The organism is Pseudomonadales bacterium (assembly GCA_024234215.1).
GTDB lineage: Bacteria > Pseudomonadota > Gammaproteobacteria > Pseudomonadales > UBA5862 > JACKOQ01.
Window position 1 is genome coordinate 70013 of record JACKOQ010000004.1, and the last position, 19972, is coordinate 89984.

The following is a 19972-nucleotide window of genomic DNA, read 5'->3' on the forward strand; positions in this document are numbered from 1 at the left end:
TTCGATGCCCACCGACATGACCCTGCCGCAGGCCATTGCCCGGCTGGTCGAACGGCATGATCTCACTGCGGTCGAGATGGCGCAGGTGATGCGGCTGATCATGACCGGACAGGCGAGCGCCGCGCAGATCGGCGCGATTCTGGTGGCGCTGCGCATGAAAGGGGAGACGGTCGATGAGATTGCCGCCGCGGCACGGGTGATGCGCGAGCTGGTGACGCCGGTGCCGATTCGCGCCGCGAACGCGGTCGACACCTGCGGCACCGGCGGCGATGCCGCCGGCCTGTTCAATGTCTCGACCGCCGCCGCGCTGGTGGTGGCCGCCGCCGGTGGCAAGGTGGCCAAGCATGGCAACCGTTCGGTGTCGAGCAAAAGCGGCAGCGCCGACCTGCTCGAAGCGGCGGGGGTGCGGCTCGATCTCTCTGCGGTGCAGGTGGCACGCTGTGTCGATGAGGTGGGGGTGGGTTTCATGTTCGCGCCGGTCCACCATGGCGCGATGAAGCATGCCATCGGCCCGCGGCGCGAGCTGGCGATTCGCACGCTGTTCAATCTGCTGGGTCCGCTCACCAACCCGGCCGGCGTGCGCCGGCAGGTGCTGGGTGTCTTCGATCGCCACTGGCTGCGGCCGCTGGCCGAGGTGTTGCGCGATCTGGGCAGCGACCATGCGCTGGTGGTTCACGCCGAGGATGGGCTCGATGAGTTCTCGCTGGCCGCGCCCACGCTGGTGGCCGAGCTGCGCGATGGTGAAGTGATCGAATACCGGGTCACCCCGCAGCAGGTGGGTTTGCATGGCGCCGCGCAGGATGGGCTGCGGGTCGGCAATGCCGAAGAGAGTCTGGCGCTGATCCGCGCTGCGTTGGCCGGCAAGGCCGCGCTGGCGGCAGAGCTGATCGCCTTCAATGCCGGTGCGGCGCTCTATGTGGCCGGGGTGGCGCGCGATCTGAAAGAGGGGGTGATGATGGCCGATGACACCATTGCCACGGGGCTGGCGCTGGAGAAGCTGGCGGAGCTGGTCGAGGTGACCCGCTGCATGGAGACGAATGCATGAGTGCGCCGACCATTCTCGACAAGATTCTGGCGCGCAAGGTCGAGGAGGTGGCGCAGCGGCGCCAGCAGGTTTCATTCGGCGAACTGGAGCGTCTGGCCAGGACAGCCCCGGCGCTGCGCGGTTTTGCCGCGGCGATCGAGCAGAAGATCGACGCCGGCAGCGCGGCGGTCATTGCCGAGATCAAGAAGGCGTCGCCGAGCAAGGGGTTGATTCGCGCCGACTTCGACCCGCCGGCGCTGGCCCGCAGTTATGAGGCCGGCGGCGCCGCCGCGCTGTCGGTGCTGACCGACCGCGATTTCTTTCAGGGTGCCGATGAGTACCTGCAACAGGCGCGCGCGGCCTGCGCGTTGCCGGTGCTGCGCAAGGATTTTCTGATCGACCCCTATCAGGTGGTGGAGTCCCGGGTTCTGGGGGCCGACTGCATCCTGCTGATCGTGGCGGCGCTCGATCAGTCACGACTGCTCGAACTGGCCGATGTGGCGCGTGAGCAGGGGCTCGACATCCTGGTCGAGGTGCATGACCGCGCCGAGCTGGAGCGGGCACTGCAACTCGACACATCGCTGATCGGCATCAACAACCGTGACCTGCACAGCTTCCAGACCCGGCTCGAAACCACCTGGGCGCTGCTGCCGCTGATTCCGGCCGGGCGCCGTGTCGTCACCGAGAGTGGCATCCACACCGACGCGGATGTGGCTGCGATGCGTGCGCACGGCGTGGCGGCCTTTCTGGTGGGCGAGTCGCTGATGCGCGCCGATGATCCGGGCGCGCGGCTGGCGCAGCTCTTTGGGCCGCTCCGGCTGGTCTCGCCTTGAGTTCAGCTGGGGATTGCGGCAGAATCGCCCGCTTCGCCGTGGTTGCGGATGGGAATCCGGGGTCGTCGGTGAAGTGCCATGGTGGTCCCTACCGGTCCCCTCGCACTGCTAGGCTGCGAACCCCGCCAGGCCCGGAAGGGAGCAACGGTAGTGGCTGATGCAGGTGCCGGGGTGTGGCTGGTAGGGGCTGCCTCCCGATCTGCGGCGCAGGCTGCATCGCGCCGCCGGCCATCCCCGCCGGGTCTTCCCGAATTTCAATCAGCTGTTGCGTCAACATGAGCTATCAGGTCCTGGCGCGTAAATGGCGCCCGCGCAACTTCGAGCAGACGGTGGGACAGCAGAGCGTGCTGCGCGCGCTGGCCCATGCGCTCGACCATGACCGTCTGCACCACGCCTACCTCTTCACCGGCTCGCGCGGCGTCGGCAAGACCTCGATTGCCCGCATTCTGGCCAAATGTCTCAACTGCGAGCAGGGGGTCTCCTCCACTCCTTGCGACCAGTGCGCCAGTTGCGTGGCGATCAACGAAGGGCGGTTCATCGATCTGATCGAGGTCGATGCGGCTTCGCGCACCAAGGTCGAGGACACCCGCGAGCTGCTGGAGAACGTGCAGTACACACCGTCACTGGGACGCTTCAAGATCTACCTGATCGACGAGGTGCACATGCTCTCCGGCCACAGCTTCAATGCGCTGCTGAAGACGCTGGAAGAGCCGCCGGCCCATGTCAAGTTCCTGTTTGCCACCACCGACCCGAAGAAGCTGCCGCTGACGGTCCTGTCGCGCTGCCTGCAACTGCATCTGAAGGACATTCCGCCGGCACTGATTGCCGATCACCTGCACCGGGTGCTCGACCTCGAAGGCATCGCACATGACGACGGGTCGCTGAAGATGCTGGGACGGGCAGCCAATGGCAGCCTGCGTGACGCGCTGAGCCTCACCGATCAGGCCATTGCCTTTGGCGGTGGCCAGTTGAATGAGGCAGACGTGCGGCAGATGCTGGGCCATGTCGATCAGCAGTCGGTGCTGCAACTGCTGCAGGCGGTGGTTGGCGGCAATGCCGTGCAACTGCTGGATGAAGTCGAGCAGCTCGCTGGCCATGGGCCGGACTATCGGCTGGTGCTCGATGAGCTGATCGGGCTGCTGCATCAACTGACGCTGGCGCAGGTGGCGCCGGGCACGCTCCATGGCCACTGGTGGGATGGTGAGGCGGTCACGGCCCTGGCGGCGCAGATGGCCGCCGAGGAGCTTCAGCTCTATTACCAGATTGCCCTGCATGGCCGGCGCGACCTGCCGCTGGCACCGGAACCGCGCAGCGGCTTCGAGATGGTGCTGCTGCGGATGCTGGCCTTCCGCCCCGACGACGGCACGCCTGACAGCGCGGCGGAAAAAAAAAAGCCCCTGATTGAGCCGCAGCGCTCGGCCACGGCGCTGCTCGATGTGCCGGGCAGCCCCGCACCATCCAGCAGACCCATCGCACCTGCGGCAATTGCTCCGGCTCCACCACCGCCGCCCGCCGCGGTCACGCCACCCGCGTCACAGCCAGAGGCCACTGCGCTCGGTGAACAGTGGATCGGGCTGTGTGGCAAGCTCGACCTGAGCGGGATGAGTGCCAACCTGGCCGCCCATGCCGAGCTGGTCGCGCAGACGGCGCAGGGTTGGCGACTGCGCATCGATCCGGCGCACTCGGCCCTGCTCGATGGGCCCCATGTCGGGCGCATCGGTGAGGCGCTGTCGCGCCACCTGGGTCAATCGGTCAAGGTGGAGTTCGAGCTGGGTCCGATTCAGGGCGAAACCCCGCTGCGCTCGCGTGAACGGCAGCAGCGCGAAGCACGCGAGCGGGCCATCGCCCGGCTGGAAGCCGATCCGAAGGTCAAGGCCCTGCTGGCCCGCTTCGAGGGATCGAGCCTCGACCATGAGTCGATCGAGGTGGGCTGACTCTCACAGCCCAAGTCGGTTGTAGCCAGCGCGTGGCGATGCCGACCGGACGCGGCAGGCTATAATGGCCCGCCTCACTTTCTTGATCTCTTCAGGAGCAACCGATGAAACCGGGCATTGGCGATTTGATGAAGCAGGCGCAGAAGCTTCAGGAGCAGATGCAGAAGACCCAGGATGAGCTGGCCAATCTGCAGGTGTGCGGTGAGTCGGGGGCCGGATTGGTGAAGGTGACCATGACCGGGCGCCACGACGTGAAGCGGGTCGAGATCGACCCTGCGCTGCTGCAGGAAGAGAAAGAGATGCTGGAGGATCTGCTGGCTGCCGCGGTCAATGATGCCGTGCGTCGGGTCGAGGAGGCTAGCCGCGACAAGATCAGCAGCCTGTCGGCGGGGCTGAATCTTCCCGGCGGCTTCAAGATGCCGTTCTGAGGCGGACTGACAGCACGCCGATGAGTGAACTGATCAATCAGCTTGCCAGCGCGCTGCGCTGTCTGCCCGGTGTCGGGCAGAAGTCGTCGCAGCGCATGGTGATGCACCTGCTCGAGCGCAACCGCTCCGGCGGGCTGCGGCTGGCCGAGGCCTTGATTCGCTGCCTCAATGAGGTGGGCCACTGCACGCGCTGCCGCAACTTCACCGAGCAGCCGCTCTGCGCGGTCTGTGCCGATTCCCGGCGCGATCAGAGCCTGCTCTGCATCGTCGAAACCCCGGCCGACATGTTGGCGCTCGAACAGTCGGGCGGTTATCGCGGGCTCTATTTCGTGCTGATGGGTCGCCTCTCGCCGCTCGATGGGGTGGGTGCCGACGAGTTGGCACTCGATCTGCTGTGGCGGCGGCTGGCCGAAGAGCCGATCTGCGAGGTGATTCTGGCCACCAGTGCCACCATCGAGGGCGAGGCGACCTCGCATTTCATTGCCGAAGGCTTGCGTCCCGACATCAGTGTGACCCGCATCGCGCAGGGGGTGCCGCTCGGTGGGGAGCTCGAATATGTCGATGCCGGCACCCTGGCGCGCGCGCTGAGCGGAAGAAAACAGTTTGAACGCTTCTGAGCCGCCCTTCGTCGAAGTGAGCCACGATGCCGAATTGGTGCAGTGGTGCGAGCGGCTGGCCGGCACCGCCGTGCTGGCGCTCGACACCGAGTTCATCCGGGTGCGCACCTACCATCCGCAGCCGGCGCTGTTGCAGCTCTCGGATGGCCGGCACCATCTGTTGATCGATCCCTTGACGCTGAGCCGCTGGCAGCCGCTGGCCGACTGCCTGACCGATCCGCAGCAACTCAAGGTGTTCCATGCTGCCGGTGAGGATCTCGAAGTGTGCCGGCGGCTGTTCGACGCGGTGCCGCGTCCGCTGTTCGACACCCAGGTGGCGGCGGCCTTCGTCGGTCTCGGTTTCAGCATCGGTTACCAGCGGCTGGTCGAGCAACTGCTCGGCGTCACCCTCGAAAAGGGCGAAAGCCGCTCAGACTGGCTGAACCGGCCACTGACCCCGTCGCAGAAGCACTATGCCGCGCAGGATGTGATCCATCTGCATGCATTGCACCAGTGGCTGCATCAGCGGCTGCAGCAGCGTGGCCATTTGCGCTGGTTCGAGCTGGAGATGGAGCGCACGCTGCAAGAGGCCGAGCGGCCGATCCTGCCGCAGGAGCGTTATCTGCATCTGCGCGCGGCCCAGCCGCTCTCATCGGCCGAGCTGGCGATTGCCCGGTCGCTGGCGGCATGGCGAGAGGTCGAGGCGATCCGGCGTGACCTGCCGCGTGGATTCGTGCTACCCGACCGGGCGCTGCTCGACCTCGTTCGCCGTGCGCCGAACGATCTCTCTGGTCTGAGTGGCATTGCGGAGCTGCACCCTTCGGTGATCCGCCACCATGGCCAGACCCTGCTGCAACTGATCGCAGCGGCCAGGACCGAACCGGCCGATCAGCAGCCGCCACCGCTCTCGACGCAGCTGGATACCGGGCAGAAGGTGCGCCTGCAGCGTCTCAAGGAGCAGGTGCGGGCACGGGCCCAGCAGCTCGACATCGCGGTGGAGCTGCTGGCCAGCAGCCGCGAGCTGAGCGACTGGGTCGTGAGCAGCAGTGACGCGGGGGCAGCGCAGCCGCCGCGGCGGCTGCTGGAAGGGTGGCGCTTCGAAGCGATTGGCGATCTTCTGACCACGGAGTGAGGTGACAGATGGGTGAACATCAACCGGCAACGCCGATCCTGGTCGAGGTGTTTCGCAGCCACAAGCGCGAAGGGGCCTACCTCTATCTGACCCGGGGCAAGGGCTTCGGCCATCTGCCGGCGGCGCTGCAGGGCTGGTTCAGGTCGACCGACCTGGCCATGACGCTGTGGCTGAAACCCGATAAAAAGCTGGCGCGGGTCGACGCGGCCGAGGTGCTGCGCGCCCTCGACGAGCAGGGTTTCTACCTGCAGATGCCGCCGCCGCGCGAGCCTGATCCACTTGCTCCACGATAAAGAACACGGTTCAGGCGGGATCGCAGCACTGACCAGTCGAAACAGCATGGGAGGTTTACAGCAGGTCACCGATCGCCTGGCCTCTTTGCGCTTTATAATTCCGGACACATGACTGAATCGAGGTGGCTTGAACATGCAGAATCCGCGGATCAAACCGCTGCCGGCGCTGATCTTCTCTTCACGCTGGCTGCAATTGCCGCTCTACTTCGGCCTGATCGCCGCACAGGGCGTCTATGTGGTGCTGTTCTTCAAGGAGCTCTGGCACTTGGTGCATGGGGCTCTGGAACTCAACGAACAGCAGATCATGCTGATCGTGCTGGGTCTGATCGATGTGGTGATGATCTCCAACCTGCTGATCATGGTGATCGTCGGCGGCTATGAGACCTTCGTGTCGCGGCTGGGCATCGAAGGACACCCGGACCAGCCGGAGTGGCTCTCGCACGTCAATGCCACCGTGCTCAAGGTGAAGCTGGCGCTGGCCATCATCGGCATCTCTTCGATCCACCTGCTCAAGAGCTTCATCGAGGCCGGCATGATCGGCGTATTGCCGCAGTGCAGCAGTGTCGCCGCCGGCGTCAAGTGCGCCACCATCACCGAGAACGGCATCATGTGGCAGACCATCATCCATCTGGCCTTCATTCTCTCTGCGCTCGGCATCGCCTGGACCGATCGCATCATGAGTGGTGCTGTGTCGCAACACGCTGAGAAATCGCTGTCGGAACATTGAGCCCGGTGGTTGCGCTCAGCCCACGACTCAACTGTTCAGATGCAGTGCGGCATTGAGTTCGATGCTGCGCCGGTTGGTGCGGCATTCGATGGCGCCGCTCTGTGAATTGCGCAGGAACAGCAGATCCGACTGACCGGCCAACTCCCGCGCCTTGATCAGCCGCTGTTCGCCATCGGCGCTGATCAGCAGCACCTTGCTGCCGGCGGTGAGGTAGAGGCCGGCCTCGATGGTGCAGCGGTCACCCAGTGGAATGCCAAGGCCGGCATTGGCGCCGATCAGGCACTTCTCGCCCACCGAGATGACGACGCTGTTGCCGCCCGACAGGGTGCCCATGGTGCTGCAACCGCCGCCCAGGTCACTGCCCTTGCCGACGGTGACCCCGGCCGAGATTCTGCCCTCCACCATGCTCTCGCCCAGCGTGCCGGCATTGAAGTTGATGAAGCCCTCGTGCATGACCGTGGTGCCCTCGCCCAGGTAGGCGCCGAGCCGCACCCGGGAGGCATCGGCGATGCGCACCCCCTTGGGCACCACGTAATCGCTCATCCGCGGGAACTTGTCGACTGCATCGACCACCAGCGTGCGCCCCGCGATGCGGGCGGCGAGCTGGCGTTGCGGCAGCTCGCTGACCGCGATGGCCCCCTCGCTGCTCCAGGCGACATTGGGCAGCACGCCGAAGAGCCCCTGCAGGTTGATGCCGTGCGGCTTGACCAGTCGGTGCGACAGCAGATGCAGCTTCAGGTAGGCCTCGGGCACGCAGGTCGGTGGGCTGTCTTCGGCCAGCAGCATCACGCAGCCGGGGCGGTGGCTGGCGGCGAGCTGGTCCGCCAGTCGTGCCGACTCATCCTGCTGCTGTTGACTCAGTGCCGTGGCCAGGGCACGCCAGCCGGCGGCATCCATGGCGATCAGCCGGTTGTCGCTGGCCTGGCCCAGCGTGCTGTTCAGGGCCTCGACCAGTCCCGGTGCCGGGTGGAGCAGTGGGGCCGGGTAGTAGACTTCGAGCCAGTTGCCGCTGCTGTCCTGGGTGCCGATGCCAAAGCCGAGGGCAAAATGTGCGGAATTCATCGAGGGCTCCTTGAGGTGGAATCAGGTCTGACAGGGGAGTGAAAGGGAGCGGGCGTGCGGTGGTCAGCGCAACTGCCGCTGATAGAGATCGGGATCGAAGCCGAGCAGCAGGCCGCCCGACCACTCCAGCAGCGGGCGTTTCATCAGCGTCGGGTTCCCCAGCAGCAGCTCGATCGTGCGGTCGGCATCGACATCGATGCGCAGCGACTCAGGCAGCTGTCGCCAACTGCTGCTCTTGCGGTTCAGCAGTTCCGGTCCGAGCCGTTCCAGCCAGACAACCAGTTCGGTGCGCTGCGGGGCGTCCTGCCGCAGGTCACGGAACTGGTGGGCAACGCCATGGTCACGCAGCCAGCGCAGCGCGGCGCGGCAGCTGTCGCAGCTCTTGATGCCATGCAGGACCACATCGGTAGGCAGTTGCATCAGCCCAACCCCTCGACGAAGCGGCGCAGCCGCTCTGCCCCCTCGATGCACTCATCGAGTTCGGCCACCAGCGCCAGACGGACGTGGCAGGCGCCGGGGTTGTCGCCATTCACATCGCGGGAGAGAAAGCTGCCCGGCACCACCGTCAGCTTCTGCTGGCGATAGAGCTCGCGGGTGAACTGCTGGTCATCGAGCGGCACCCTGGGCCAGAGGTAGAAACCGCCGCCCGGCCGGACGACATCGAGCGATCCTCTCAGAATGTCGAGCACCGCCGCGAATTTCTGCCGGTACCGGGCGCGGTTTTCGACCACATGGGCCTCATCCTGCCAGGCAGCGATGCTGGCGCGCTGCACCGGCACCGGCAGTGCCGCGCCATGGTAGGTGCGGTAGAGCCGGTAGCGCTCGATCAGGCGCGCATCCCCGGCGACGAAGCCGGAGCGCAGACCTGCCAGGTTCGAGCGCTTGGAGAGCGAATGAAAGGCGATGACCCGTGCGTAGTCGGTCAGTCCCAGCCGGGCCGCCGCCTGCAGGATGCCCGGTGGCGGAGCTGCCTCGTCGAAATAGAGCTCGCTGTAGCACTCGTCGGCCGCGATCACGAAATCGTGCCGTTCAGCCAGTGTGATCAGGTGGCAGAGGTAGTCGAGGCTGGCCACGGCGCCGGTGGGGTTGTCGGGCGAGCAGAGGTAGAAGAGCTGGCAGCGGTTCCAGCTGGCGGCATCGACCTGATCGAGATCGGGCAGGCCGCCGGTTGCGGAGGAGCTGGCCAGGTAACGCGGGGTGGCGCCGGCCAGCAGCGTGGCCCCTTCGTAGATCTGGTAGCAGGGGTTGGGCATCAGCACCAGCGGGTTGGATCGTTCGCTGTTGATGACTGCCTGGGCGAACGAGAACAGCGCTTCGCGGGTGCCGGCCACCGGCAGCACATGCCGTTCGGCGGTGAGGCTGCCGGCCGGCAGGTCGAAGCGGCGGCCGGCCCAGGCGGCGATCGCCTCGCGCAGTTCGACAATGCCGTTGATCGGTGGGTAGAGCCCCAGCTCATCCAGATGCTGGCGCACTGTTTCGAGCACGAAGGGTGGTGCCGGATGTTTGGGCTCGCCGATCGACCAGGAGATCGGTTTCAGCGCGGCGGGCGGGGTGACTCCGTCGAGCAGTGCGCGCAGCTTTTCGAATGGATAGGGGTGAAGCAGATCGAGTCGTGGATTCATCGCGGGGTCCGGGGGCGGCTGACGAAGTGGGTCGGTCCGGTGCGCGGCCGGCTAGCCCTGTGACTGGGCATCGAGCTGAGCGCAGAGTGTCTGCTTGAGCCGTTGACAGATGACCGGGTCGGCAATCGGCTGGCGGTTCTTGTCGGTGATGAAAAAGACATCATCGATGCGCTCGCCCAGTGTGGCGATCTTCGCCTTCAGCAGGTAGATGTCGAACTCCATGAAGATCTGCCCGATGCGCGCCAGCAGGCCGGGGCGGTCGGCGGTGATCACTTCGAGCACGGTGTGGTTCTTGATGGCGTCGGTGTAGAGCAGCACCTCGGTCGGAATCGGGAACTGCTTCAACTGGCGACGCACATGGCGACGCACCACATGCGGGTAGAGGGTCGGATCGGCCAGATCCTGCGTCAGCCGCTGCGTGATCTGCTGAAGCAGTCGTCGGTCGTTGATCAGCGGCCGTCCCTCTTCATCCAGCACGTAATAGGTGTTGAGCGCCATGTCGTTGTCGGAGGTGATGATGCGCGCATCCTGGATGCTGAGCGAGAGCTGCTCCATGGCGGCGGCGATGGCGGCGAACAGGTTGGCCTGGTTGCGGGTGTAGATGAAGAGCTGGGTGGCCTCGTCGAACTGGCGACTCGGGGTCTCCTTGATCAGCACCAGTGGGCGATCGAGGGTGGCGTGGGCATGGATCGCGGCCGTGTGCCAGGCAATGTCGGCAGCGCTTTCGCGCAGAAAATAGTCCTCGCCGAGGTTGCGCCAGATCTCCTGCGCCGCGCTGAGTGACACTTCTGCCTGCTGCAGCAGCTGCAGCGCCTCACTCTGGGTCTCGGTGATGCGCTCCTGCTTGTCCACCATGTTTTCCAGACCACGCCGCAGTGCACGGCGGGTCTCGGTGTAGAGCTGGCGCATCAGGCTGGCGCGCCAACTGTTCCACAGCACGTGGTTGGTGGCGTTGATGTCGGCCACCGTGAGCAGATAGAGGTAGTCGAGCCGCTGCAGGTCGCGGACCTGGCTGGCAAAATGGTGGATGGTCTCCGGGTCGGAAATGTCGCAACGCTGGGCGGTCATCGACATCAGCAGGTGCGACTGTACCAGCCAGACCACCAGGTTGGTGTCACGCTGGCTCAGGCCGTGGCGCTGACAGAAGGACTCGGCATCGCTGGCGCCAAGGGTGGAGTGGTCGCCGCCGCGCCCCTTGGCGATGTCGTGGTAGAGCCCGGCGATGTAGAGCAGCTCGTACTTCTCGATGTTGGGCACGATCATCGAGACCAGTGCGTACTGTGCTTCGGTGCTGCCGTTCTTGAAGCGGCGCAGGTTGCGGATCAGCAGCAGCGTGTGGGCGTCGACCGTGTAGATGTGAAACAGGTCGTGCTGCATCTGGCCGATGACGCGACCGAACTCCGGCAGGTAGCGGCCGAGAATGCCGTAACGCTGCATCCGTTGCAGTTGGGTGACCAGGAAGTGTGGCGAGCGCAGCAACTCCATGAACAGGGCCGTGACCTGCGGATCGTTGCGCAGGGCCTCATCGATCAGATGGCTGTGGCGGCGGATCAGACGAATGGTGGTGGCGCGCACGCCCTGGATGTCGGGGCGGTTGCCGAGAATGACGAAGATCTCCAGCAGGGTGCGTGGTTCCTCCTGGAACAGCGTCGAGCGGCTCACTTCGATGAAGTTGTTGCGCAGCCGAAAGCGCTCGTTCAGCGTCTCGATTTCGATGGGTTGATGGTCGATCTGTCGCAGTACGCCCTCTTCGATGTGTTGCAGCAGAATCTCGTTGAAATCGCTGACGTTTTGCGCAGTTCGATAGTACTCCTGCATGAAGTTCTCGACCGACAGCTTGTTCGGATCATCATGAAAGCCAAACAGCTCGGCCAGCGTGCGCTGGTGCTCGAACAGCAGCCGCTCCTCGGCGCGACGGGCCAGCATGTGCAGCCCCCAACGGATGCGCCACAGCATCCGCCGTGCCGCTTCGAGCTGGTTGAATTCATCGGGTGACAACAACCCCAGTGCAATCAGATCCTGATCCTGCCGTGCGCCCAGCAGCCGCTTGGCGATCCAGTGGATGGTCTGAAGATCGCGCAGACCGCCCGGCGAGCCCTTGAGGTTGGGCTCGAGGTTGAATTCGGTGTCGTAGTACTTTTCGTGACGACGCTGCTGTTCGGTGAACTTGGCACGAAAGAACTCCGCCGGCGGCCACATCTGATCAGGACCGAGCGCGACATGCAGGCGCAGCATCAGCTCCGGTTCACCATCGAGCACCCGTGATTCGATCAGATTGGTCAGCACCGTGACATCGAGCCGGGCCTGCTGCATGCACTCATTGAGGCTGCGCACGCTGTAACCGACGTTGAGCTTGATGTCGAACAGCAGGGTCACGAAGTGGGTGATGGCTGACTGAAGCTGTTGCTGATCCTCCTGTTCCAGCAGGATCAGCAGGTCGATGTCGGAGTGGGGATGCAGTTGCGCCCGGCCATAGCCGCCCACCGCCACCAGCAACAGGGCGCCTTCATCGGCGCTGGCCTGCAGACCCGAGGCCCGCCAGGCGATCAGGATCAGCCGATCGATGAAGTGGGCGCGGACCGACACCAGGTGGTCGATGTCGAACTGCTGCCGGAAGGCTTCGTGCAGCAGGGCGTCAGCATCATCGAGGGCGGTGCGCAGCGCTTTGATCAGGTTGGGTGACTCGGGCGTCAGCGCGTCGAGCAGTTGATCGAGCTGCTGTTCGAGTCGGCTGGCAGCCAACGGAGCGTTCATCGAGGTCTGCTCATTCGATCACTTCGCCCTGACGCAGCGTCAGCACCTCGCAGCCATCTTCCGTCAGCAGCAGCGTGTGTTCCCACTGGGCGCTGTATTTTCGATCCTTGGTGATCACCGTCCACTGGTCGGGCAGCAGGGTGACATGGCGCTTGCCGGCATTGAGCATCGGCTCGATGGTGAAGGTCATGCCCGGCTCCAGCGCCATGCCGGTGTTGGGGGTGCCATAGTGGAGCACCTGCGGCTCTTCATGAAAGATCTTGCCGATGCCATGGCCGCAGTACTCCCGCACCACCGAAAAGTGGTTCGACTCGGCGTGGGTCTGGATCACGTGACCGATGTCGCCCAGCCGCACGCCCGGACGCAACAGGCGGATGGCACGATAGAGGCACTCCTGGGCCACCTGTACCAGCCGCCGGTTCAATATCGAGGGTTCGCCGATGAAGAACATCATGCTGGTGTCGCCGTGGTAGCCATCCTTGATCACGGTGATGTCGAGGTTGATGCAGTCGCCGTTTTTCAGGATCTTGTCGTCGCTCGGGATGCCATGGCAGACCACATGGTTCACCGAGGTGCAGATCGACTTGGGAAAACCGTTGTAGTTCAGCGGTGCCGGGATCGCCTTTTGCACATTGACGATGTGGTCATGGCAGATGCGGTCCAGCTCGCCGGTGCTGACGCCGGGCTGGACATGGGGCGCGATCATCTCCAGCACTTCGGCGGCGAGGCGCCCGGCGACGCGCATCTTTTCGATCTCGTCGGGGCGCTTGATCAGGGTCGATTTCATCAGCACGCTGCGGCTCGCTCTTGGAAGGTGAAAATGGGTTCAGTGTAACAAAAGATGGCGGCTGTTCTGGAGCCCGTCATTCGGCGCTGGGCGGGGCAGCCTGTTGCATGGCCTCGACGAGGGCGGCGAGTTCATCCTCCCAGCGTTTGCTCTCTTTCTTGGAGACGCCACCGAGGATTTCAATGGCTCTGCGCAACCTCGCCCGGCTCAGATCGGGACCGAGAATCGCCATCGCCTCCAGCACCGACGACGACGCGGCGCTGCCGGCAATGGCAATGAAGAACGGAAACAGAAAGTCGCGAATCTTGTGCCCCATCGCGCGGCTCAACTGCTCGATGGTGCAGTGGATCTCCTCCTTGTTCCAGTCGCGCAGCCGTTCCAGTTGCCACAATCCGAACTGCAGAATCTTGCGGATGGCCTCGATCTCCAGGCTCTTGTGGGAAAAATGGCTGGCATCGATGCGCGGATGGCCGGCCACGAAGTGGCCAGCGATTTCGACCACGTCGCTGAGCAGTTCGATCCGGCTCCTGATTTCGGGCACGATGCGTTTGCAGTAGTCATCATCAAAGGCCCACTGCCGATAGAGCGCAATGAAGCGGTCGGTGTCGTACTCCTCCCGCAGATAAAGCCCGTTCAGCCACTTCAGCTTGTCGATGTCGAACACAGGTCCGCCCAGCGAGACCCGCGCAAGATCGAATGCCTCGATCATCTCGGCGAGGCTGAACTTGTCGCGCCCGTCCGGCATCGACCAGCCCATCATGCCGAGGTAGTTGACCAGCACCTCGGGCAGAAAGCCCATCCGACGATAAAAGTCGATGCTGGTCGGGTTCTTGCGCTTGCTCAGCTTGCTCTTGTCCGGATTGCGCAGCAGTGGCAGGTGACACATCACCGGCGGCTGCCAGCCGAAGTACTGGTAGAGCAGCAGATGCTTGGGCACCGAGTTGATCCACTCTTCACCGCGGATCACATGGGTGATCTGCATCAGATGGTCATCGACCACGTTGGCCAGGTGATAGGTGGGCATGCCGTCGCTCTTCTGCAGAATCTGCATGTCGACCTGCTGCCAGTCGATCTCGATCGATCCACGCAGCAGATCGTCGAACTGGCAGCGGCCGGTACGCGGCACCACCATCCGCACCACCGCCGTCTCGCCAGCGGCCAGGCGGCTTTGCACCTGTGCCTGACTCAGTTGCAGGCAGTGGCCATCGTAGCCCGGCTGCTCCTGCAGGACGAGCTGTCGTTTGCGCAGTTCGGTCAGCCGCTCCTCGCTGCAGAAACAGTGAAAGGCATGGCCCTGTTCGAGCAGTTGCCGCACATGAAGCTGATAGATCAGGCCGCGCTCGCTCTGCCGGTAGGGACCGTGCGGGCCGCCGACATCTGGGCCCTCGTCCCAGTCGAGACCAAGCCAGCGCAGCGCGTCAAAGATGCGCTGCTCCGAACTGCTGCTGCTGCGCTCCCGATCGGTATCCTCGATTCGCAGCAGGAACTGACCGCCATGCTGCCGGGCGAAGCAGAGGTTGAACAGCGCGATATAGGCTGTACCGACGTGGGGGTCGCCAGTCGGAGAGGGGGCAATGCGAGTACGAACGGTCATCGAGGTTCCAGGGTAAAACAGGATAGAGGATGTATCAGTAAAGCGACCGATTATATCCCAGCGGCTCTTTTGGGCAGGGCAGCAAGCGGGAGCATACTGTAAAATGGAAGTATAACCGGCTGATTTTAGTTACAATTAAAAACACAAGGCTGCGGCAGGGGTTGGTCTGCAGATGGGTGGGCATCCATCCATCTGGCGCTGTTTGCCAATGAACTTCTCCGCGCAGCTCCTGTCCCTTGAACAGAACCCGCACATTTTATTTTCAGTTCCAAGCCCTATGAAGCAACACCTTGTTCCATCTCGTTTTTCTGCGTTGAATCTGACCCGGGCCAAGCGCTCTTTGCACCTCTGTCTTGGCCTGCTTCTGCTGTTTGGCGTGAATTTGCCGCTTGGCGCATCCGCCCGCGAGAGCTACCTTGCCCAGAGCAACAACCGGCCCGTGGATCTGGTGGGTGACATTCGCAAGGTGCAGGCGAACCATGAAGACACCCTGCTGGACATTGCGCGCCGCAATGGTGCGGGCTACTGGGATATGGTGCGGGCCAACCCTGACGTGGATCCCTGGCTACCTGGCAAAGGAACCTTGGTGGTGGTGCCATCGCGCCACATTCTGCCGCGCACGGCGCGTGACGGGCTGGTGATCAACATCCCCGAACTGCGGCTCTACCAGTACTACCGTGACGGCCAGGGCCGGCAGTGGGTGCGCAGCTATCCGATCAGTGTCGGACGTTCGGACTGGAAAACACCGGTCGGTACGACGCGGATCGTCGCCAAGCGCGAGAATCCGGCCTGGACTCCCACTGAATCGGTGCGCAAGGAGCATGCGGCCCGTGGCGACATCCTGCCCAAGGTGGTGCCGGCAGGTCCTGACAACCCCCTGGGGCGCTATGCGATGAACCTGGGTTTTGAGAGCTACCTGATCCACGGCACCAACCGTCCCTTCGGCATCGGCATGCAGGTGACCCATGGCTGCATGCGGCTCTATCCCGAAGACATTGAGGAGTTGTTCAAGAGCACGGCTGTTTCGACGCCGGTTCACCTGGTGAATGAGCCGGTCAAGCTTGGCTGGTCCAGCAATTCGCTGTTCCTCGAGGTCCATCTCAATGAAGAGCAGAAGATGGACAGGAAGCTCTACTACAGTCTCATCGATCAGACGCTGAAGTTGCTGCAGCAAACCCTTGGAGACATCCCGCCCGGCATGGACCTGAGCCGTGTCAAGGCTGTCGTCGAGCAGGCGAACGGCCTGCCGCGGCTCATCTGGACGAGACCGACGACCTGATGAGGCTTTGAATCCAGATAAGTCCGCGCGTTCTGTCGCGCCGCCATGGAAAAGGCAATAAAAAAGGCCGCAGGCATCAAGCGCTGCGGCCTTTTGAAGCAGGGTCGATTATTTGGACATCGACTTCTTGTACATCCGGCTCAGCTTCTCGTCGGTCGCGTTGGCTTTGCTCAGCGCTTCGTTGGCGGTTGCCTGCGCCTGGTTGGCAGCGGACAGAGCCTGGTCAGCCTTGCGATCCGCAGCGGAAGCGGTGGCGCTGGCTTCTTGGGCTGCAGCCAGTGCTTTCTGAGCGTCAGCGGCAGCCTGGTCGATTTTTTCGTTGCTGGAACAGCCGCCGAGCAGCAACAGGCTGCCGAGTGCGACGGTTGCAAACGTCAAGGATTTTTTGGTGTTGCTCATCGGTCATTTCCTTTTGGGGTAGTAAAAGGGTTCAGGTTCAAGACGGGCGGTATTCTCTTGAATTCAGTCGTTGAATTCAATAGAGGTTGGATGGAAAAAGTGATTCAGGACATATTTTGTGTTGGAGATATATCGAAAGAGCACTTTCACCTTCTCTTCCGCCCGGCTTTCAGATAGACACGGTTTTCGTGAGCTGGTTCCCGCTGTTGCAGTTAAAATGCGACGGCTTCCGTTTTTGATCTCAACAGGCGCGCGACAGGCCTTGGAGTCTCATGTCACACAGCTATCGCTTGATTCTGGGTTGTCCGGACCGAGTGGGGATCGTCGCGGCGGTCAGCCGCTTCATCGCCGAGCGGGACGGCTGGATCATCGAGGCCGATCAGTACTCTGATCCGGCCAGCCACCACTTCTTCATGCGTGTCGTGATTCGGGCTGAATCACTGAACTGCCCCCTCGATCAGTTTCGTCGGGATTTTGTCGAGGTGGCAGCCCGTTATGAGATGAACTGGCGGCTGCACGACTCGGCGCAGCGGCAGCGGGTGGCGATTCTGGCCAGCCGTGAGTCCCACTGCCTCTATGACCTGCTGCATCGCTGGAAGGATGGCGAACTGCTGTTCGATCTTCCCTGCGTGATCGGCAATCATGACCATTTGGCCGAGGCAGTGGAGTGGCATGGTGTACCGTTCTACCATGTGCCGATGGAACCGGCCCGCAAGCAGGCCGGTTTTGACCGCATCCATCTGCTGTTGCAGCAGCATCGGGTGGATGTGGTGGTGCTGGCGCGCTTCATGCAGATTCTGCCGAACGTGCTGTGTCAGCACTATGCCGGGCAGATCATCAACATTCATCACAGTTTTCTGCCTTCGTTCATTGGCGCCAAGCCTTACCATCAGGCAGCCGAGCGTGGCGTCAAGCTGGTCGGCGCCACCTGCCACTATGTCACCGAGGCGCTCGATGCCGGTCCGATCATCGAGCAGGATGTGGTGCGGGTTTCGCACCACGACACCATCGAAGACATGATCCGCTTGGGGCGCGATGTAGAGAAGCAGGTTCTGGCGCGTGGACTGCGTTATCACCTGGAAGACCGGGCGCTGATCCACGGCAACAAGACGGTGATTTTCGCCTGATCCACCCCACCCGCCGAGGAGAGGCGGTCCGGAGCGCTGTCACTCCAGTGGCAGCTCGGTTCTGTCCACCACGCTGCGCAATACAAAGCTGGAGTGAACACCGCTTACGCCATCGATGCGCGTGATCCGGTTCAGCAGCAGCGTCTGGTAGGCATCCATGTCGTGCACCAGCACCTTGAGTTGATAGTCCGCCTCCTGTCCGGTGATCAGCAGGCACTCCACGACATGCGGTATTTCTCTGATTTTGCTTTCAAAATTCTCAAAACGTTCTGGAGTGTGACGATCCATCGAAATGTGGATCAGCGCCATCAGCGTGAGTCCGAGCCGCTTGGCGTCGAGCAGGGCGCGATAGCCGCTGATGATGCCGTTCTGTTCGAGGCTGCGCACCCGGCGCAGGCAAGGGGAGGGCGAGAGTCCCACCTGATCGGCCAGCTCCTGGTTGCTGATGCGTCCCTGATGTTGCAAGAGGGTCAGAATGGCGCGGTCATGACGATCAAGGGTCATGGTTGTCTTCTCGGGTTGATTGTTGGAATAAATATCATCAAACAAGCCAATTTTCGCAATTATATTGCCATATATCAGCTTTTGATTGGTTGATTAGCAATCTTCTGCCGCCGCAGATGCCTTATGATGTTCCGGTGGAAGTGCCGTTCGACAGCGCCTCTGTTGTGGTCGGCGCGCTGCCGATGCCCATCTTTGTCAGGAGAGTGCCATGAGCCAGTTTGACCATCGCAAATACCGTCCGATTGCTGCGATCGACCTGCCGCACCGGCAGTGGCCCAGTCGCAGCTTCACCAAGGCGCCAAAGTGGGCCAGTGTCGACCTGCGTGATGGCAACCAGGCGCTGCTGGAGCCGATGAATGTCATGCAGAAGCAGCGGATGTGGGCGCTGTTGGTCAAGCTCGGCTTCAAGGAGATCGAGGTCGGATTCCCCTCGGCCAGCCAGCTTGACTATGACTTCGTGCGCTGGCTGATCGAGGCTGAGCAGATTCCTGACGATGTCACCGTTCAGGTGCTGGTGCAGGCGCGCGAAGATCTGATCGTGCGCACCTTCGAAGCGCTGGTCGGTGTGCGACGAGCGATTGTCCATGTCTACAACTCCACCTCGCCAGCGCAGCGTGAACGGGTGTTCGGGCTGGATCGCGCCGGCGTTGCTGAGATCGCTCGGCAGGGTGCGCTCTGGGTGCAGCGTGAGGCCGCCAACCACCCGCAGACCGACTGGTGCTTTCAATACAGCCCGGAGAGCTTTTCCAATACAGAAGTTGATTACGCCGTGGAGATTTGCGAGGCGGTGCTCGATGTCTGGCAGCCCACGCCCGAGCGGCCCTGCATCATCAATCTGCCGAGTACCGTGGAGGTCTCATCGCCCAACCTTTTTGCGGACCAGGTCGAATATTTCGCCACCCACATCAGCCGGCGTGACAGCATCATCCTGTCGGTCCATACGCACAACGACCGTGGCTGCGCGGTCGCAGCGGCCGAGCTGGCGGTGTTGGCCGGCGCGGATCGGGTCGAGGGAACACTGCTTGGCAATGGTGAGCGCACTGGCAACATGGACATCGTGACCATGGCGATGAACCTCTACAGTCAGGGCGTCGATCCGGAGCTTGATCTCTCCAACCCTGACGAAATCATCGAGGTTTATATCGAGTGCAACAACCTGCCGATCCATCCCCGGCATCCCTGGATTGGCGAGTTGGTCTACACCGCCTTCTCTGGCAGCCATCAGGATGCCATCCGCAAATGTCTTCACCTGCAAAAGCCGGATGAGCCCTGGCAGGTCGCCTACCTGCCGATCGATCCGCGTGACATCGGTCGCGACTATCAGGCCGTGGTACGGGTCAACAGTCAGTCAGGAAAGGGCGGGGTCGCCTTTGTGCTCGAGCGCGACTACGGCCTCATTCTGCCGCGCTGGATGCAGGTTGAACTGGCGCAGCAGGTGCAGGCGCAGAGCGAGCGCCAAGGGGGTATCGTCGAAAGCGCAGCCATCTATCAACTGCTGCTTGATCATTTCGTCAATGATCAAAGCCCGGTGCGGCTGCTGGGTTATCGTCTGGATCGCAATGGCCACGACACCATCGAGGCACGATTGAACGAGGCAGGGCAGAACAGGAGTCTGCTGGGTAGCGGAGATGGGGCAATTTCAGCCTTCATCGATGCATGGAGTCGTCACAGTCAGCAGCAGGTCAGCGTGGTCGACTACCACGAGCACGCCGTCGGCACCGGCACCGACGCTCAGGCGATCGCCTATGTCCAGTTGAGCATCGAGGGACGGCGTGTCAGTGGGGTTGCGCTCGACCAGGATACCGTCAGCGCCTCGCTGAAGGCGGTGTTGTCAGCGCTGAACCGCTATTGGGGCCTGAGTCGGCGGGTGGCCTGAT

At 63.0% G+C, this 19972-nt stretch carries 19 protein-coding genes and 1 other RNA gene; 12 read left to right on the forward strand and 8 right to left on the reverse strand.

Annotation, left to right across the window (positions count from 1 at the left end):
- The first annotated feature begins 16 nt into the window (after window positions 1-16).
- The 9 genes from trpD (at window position 17) to H7A13_08820 (ending at window position 6967) form a co-directional block, all read left to right on the forward strand.
- Window positions 17-1045 (forward strand): anthranilate phosphoribosyltransferase, encoded by a 1029-nt coding sequence (trpD, locus tag H7A13_08780; GenBank protein MCP5333438.1) that lies wholly within the window; start codon window positions 17-19, stop codon window positions 1043-1045.
- On the forward strand, window positions 1042-1857 hold the full coding sequence (trpC, locus tag H7A13_08785) for an indole-3-glycerol phosphate synthase TrpC (GenBank protein ID MCP5333439.1): 816 nt from the start codon (window positions 1042-1044) through the stop codon (window positions 1855-1857). Before trpD ends, trpC begins: the two co-directional genes overlap by 4 nt.
- A gap of 89 nt (window positions 1858-1946) precedes the next feature.
- An RNA gene (gene ffs / locus H7A13_08790) (signal recognition particle sRNA small type) lies at window positions 1947-2043 on the forward strand.
- 89 nt (window positions 2044-2132) lie between these two features.
- Window positions 2133-3791 (forward strand): DNA polymerase III subunit gamma/tau, encoded by a 1659-nt coding sequence (gene dnaX / locus H7A13_08795; GenBank protein MCP5333440.1) that lies wholly within the window; start codon window positions 2133-2135, stop codon window positions 3789-3791.
- Window positions 3792-3895: 104 nt separating this feature from the next.
- Window positions 3896-4219, forward strand: a complete 324-nt coding sequence (locus H7A13_08800) for a YbaB/EbfC family nucleoid-associated protein (GenBank protein MCP5333441.1) — start codon at window positions 3896-3898, stop codon at window positions 4217-4219.
- Between the two features lie 20 nt (window positions 4220-4239).
- The gene (gene recR / locus H7A13_08805) at window positions 4240-4836 is read left to right on the forward strand and encodes a recombination protein RecR (GenBank protein MCP5333442.1); all 597 of its coding nucleotides are present in this window, start codon (window positions 4240-4242) and stop codon (window positions 4834-4836) included.
- Window positions 4823-5947 (forward strand): ribonuclease D, encoded by a 1125-nt coding sequence (gene rnd / locus H7A13_08810; GenBank protein ID MCP5333443.1) that lies wholly within the window; start codon window positions 4823-4825, stop codon window positions 5945-5947. Before recR ends, rnd begins: the two co-directional genes overlap by 14 nt.
- Window positions 5948-5982: 35 nt before the next feature.
- Window positions 5983-6240, forward strand: coding sequence for a YcgL domain-containing protein (locus H7A13_08815; GenBank protein ID MCP5333444.1), 258 nt, complete (start codon window positions 5983-5985; stop codon window positions 6238-6240).
- Between the two features lie 127 nt (window positions 6241-6367).
- Window positions 6368-6967 (forward strand): TIGR00645 family protein, encoded by a 600-nt coding sequence (locus tag H7A13_08820; protein MCP5333445.1) that lies wholly within the window; start codon window positions 6368-6370, stop codon window positions 6965-6967.
- A gap of 27 nt (window positions 6968-6994) precedes the next feature.
- Here the strand turns inward: H7A13_08820 and dapD are convergent, their stop codons facing one another.
- The 6 genes from dapD to H7A13_08850 form a co-directional block, all read right to left on the reverse strand.
- Window positions 6995-8029: a 2,3,4,5-tetrahydropyridine-2,6-dicarboxylate N-succinyltransferase gene (dapD, locus tag H7A13_08825; protein ID MCP5333446.1), complete on the reverse strand. Its 1035-nt coding sequence runs from the start codon at window positions 8027-8029 to the stop codon at window positions 6995-6997.
- Window positions 8030-8092: 63 nt separating this feature from the next.
- Entirely contained in the window at window positions 8093-8449 is a 357-nt protein-coding gene (locus H7A13_08830; protein ID MCP5333447.1) for a Spx/MgsR family RNA polymerase-binding regulatory protein, read from the reverse strand.
- Window positions 8449-9651 (reverse strand): succinyldiaminopimelate transaminase, encoded by a 1203-nt coding sequence (locus H7A13_08835; protein MCP5333448.1) that lies wholly within the window; start codon window positions 9649-9651, stop codon window positions 8449-8451. The genes H7A13_08830 and H7A13_08835 overlap by 1 nt, the downstream gene beginning before the upstream one ends.
- Before the next feature lie 51 nt (window positions 9652-9702).
- Entirely contained in the window at window positions 9703-12405 is a 2703-nt protein-coding gene (gene glnD / locus H7A13_08840) for a [protein-PII] uridylyltransferase (GenBank protein ID MCP5333449.1), read from the reverse strand.
- Between the two features lie 10 nt (window positions 12406-12415).
- Entirely contained in the window at window positions 12416-13192 is a 777-nt protein-coding gene (gene map, locus H7A13_08845; protein MCP5333450.1) for a type I methionyl aminopeptidase, read from the reverse strand.
- Between the two features lie 76 nt (window positions 13193-13268).
- Window positions 13269-14786 carry a glutamate--tRNA ligase gene (locus tag H7A13_08850; GenBank protein ID MCP5333451.1) on the reverse strand — a complete coding sequence of 506 codons (1518 nt, stop codon included), beginning with the start codon at window positions 14784-14786 and terminating at the stop codon, window positions 13269-13271.
- 277 nt (window positions 14787-15063) lie between these two features.
- Between H7A13_08850 and H7A13_08855 the strand changes: the two genes are divergently transcribed.
- On the forward strand, window positions 15064-16065 hold the full coding sequence (locus tag H7A13_08855) for a L,D-transpeptidase family protein (GenBank protein MCP5333452.1): 1002 nt from the start codon (window positions 15064-15066) through the stop codon (window positions 16063-16065).
- Window positions 16066-16173: 108 nt separating this feature from the next.
- On the opposite strand, the gene H7A13_08860 is transcribed toward H7A13_08855, so the two are convergent.
- A complete protein-coding gene (locus tag H7A13_08860; protein ID MCP5333453.1) occupies window positions 16174-16464 on the reverse strand; it encodes a hypothetical protein in 291 nt (96 codons plus the stop codon).
- A gap of 272 nt (window positions 16465-16736) precedes the next feature.
- Here H7A13_08860 and purU point away from each other — a divergent pair, with 272 nt between their 5' ends.
- The gene (gene purU, locus H7A13_08865; protein MCP5333454.1) at window positions 16737-17591 is read left to right on the forward strand and encodes a formyltetrahydrofolate deformylase; all 855 of its coding nucleotides are present in this window, start codon (window positions 16737-16739) and stop codon (window positions 17589-17591) included.
- A 39-nt stretch (window positions 17592-17630) separates the two neighbouring features.
- Here purU and H7A13_08870 read toward each other — a convergent pair whose 3' ends face one another.
- Window positions 17631-18095 (reverse strand): Lrp/AsnC family transcriptional regulator, encoded by a 465-nt coding sequence (locus H7A13_08870; GenBank protein ID MCP5333455.1) that lies wholly within the window; start codon window positions 18093-18095, stop codon window positions 17631-17633.
- A gap of 208 nt (window positions 18096-18303) precedes the next feature.
- On the opposite strand from H7A13_08870, the gene leuA reads away from it, so the two are divergent.
- Window positions 18304-19971: a 2-isopropylmalate synthase gene (gene leuA / locus H7A13_08875; GenBank protein MCP5333456.1), complete on the forward strand. Its 1668-nt coding sequence runs from the start codon at window positions 18304-18306 to the stop codon at window positions 19969-19971.
- The last annotated feature ends 1 nt before the right edge of the window (window position 19972 follow it).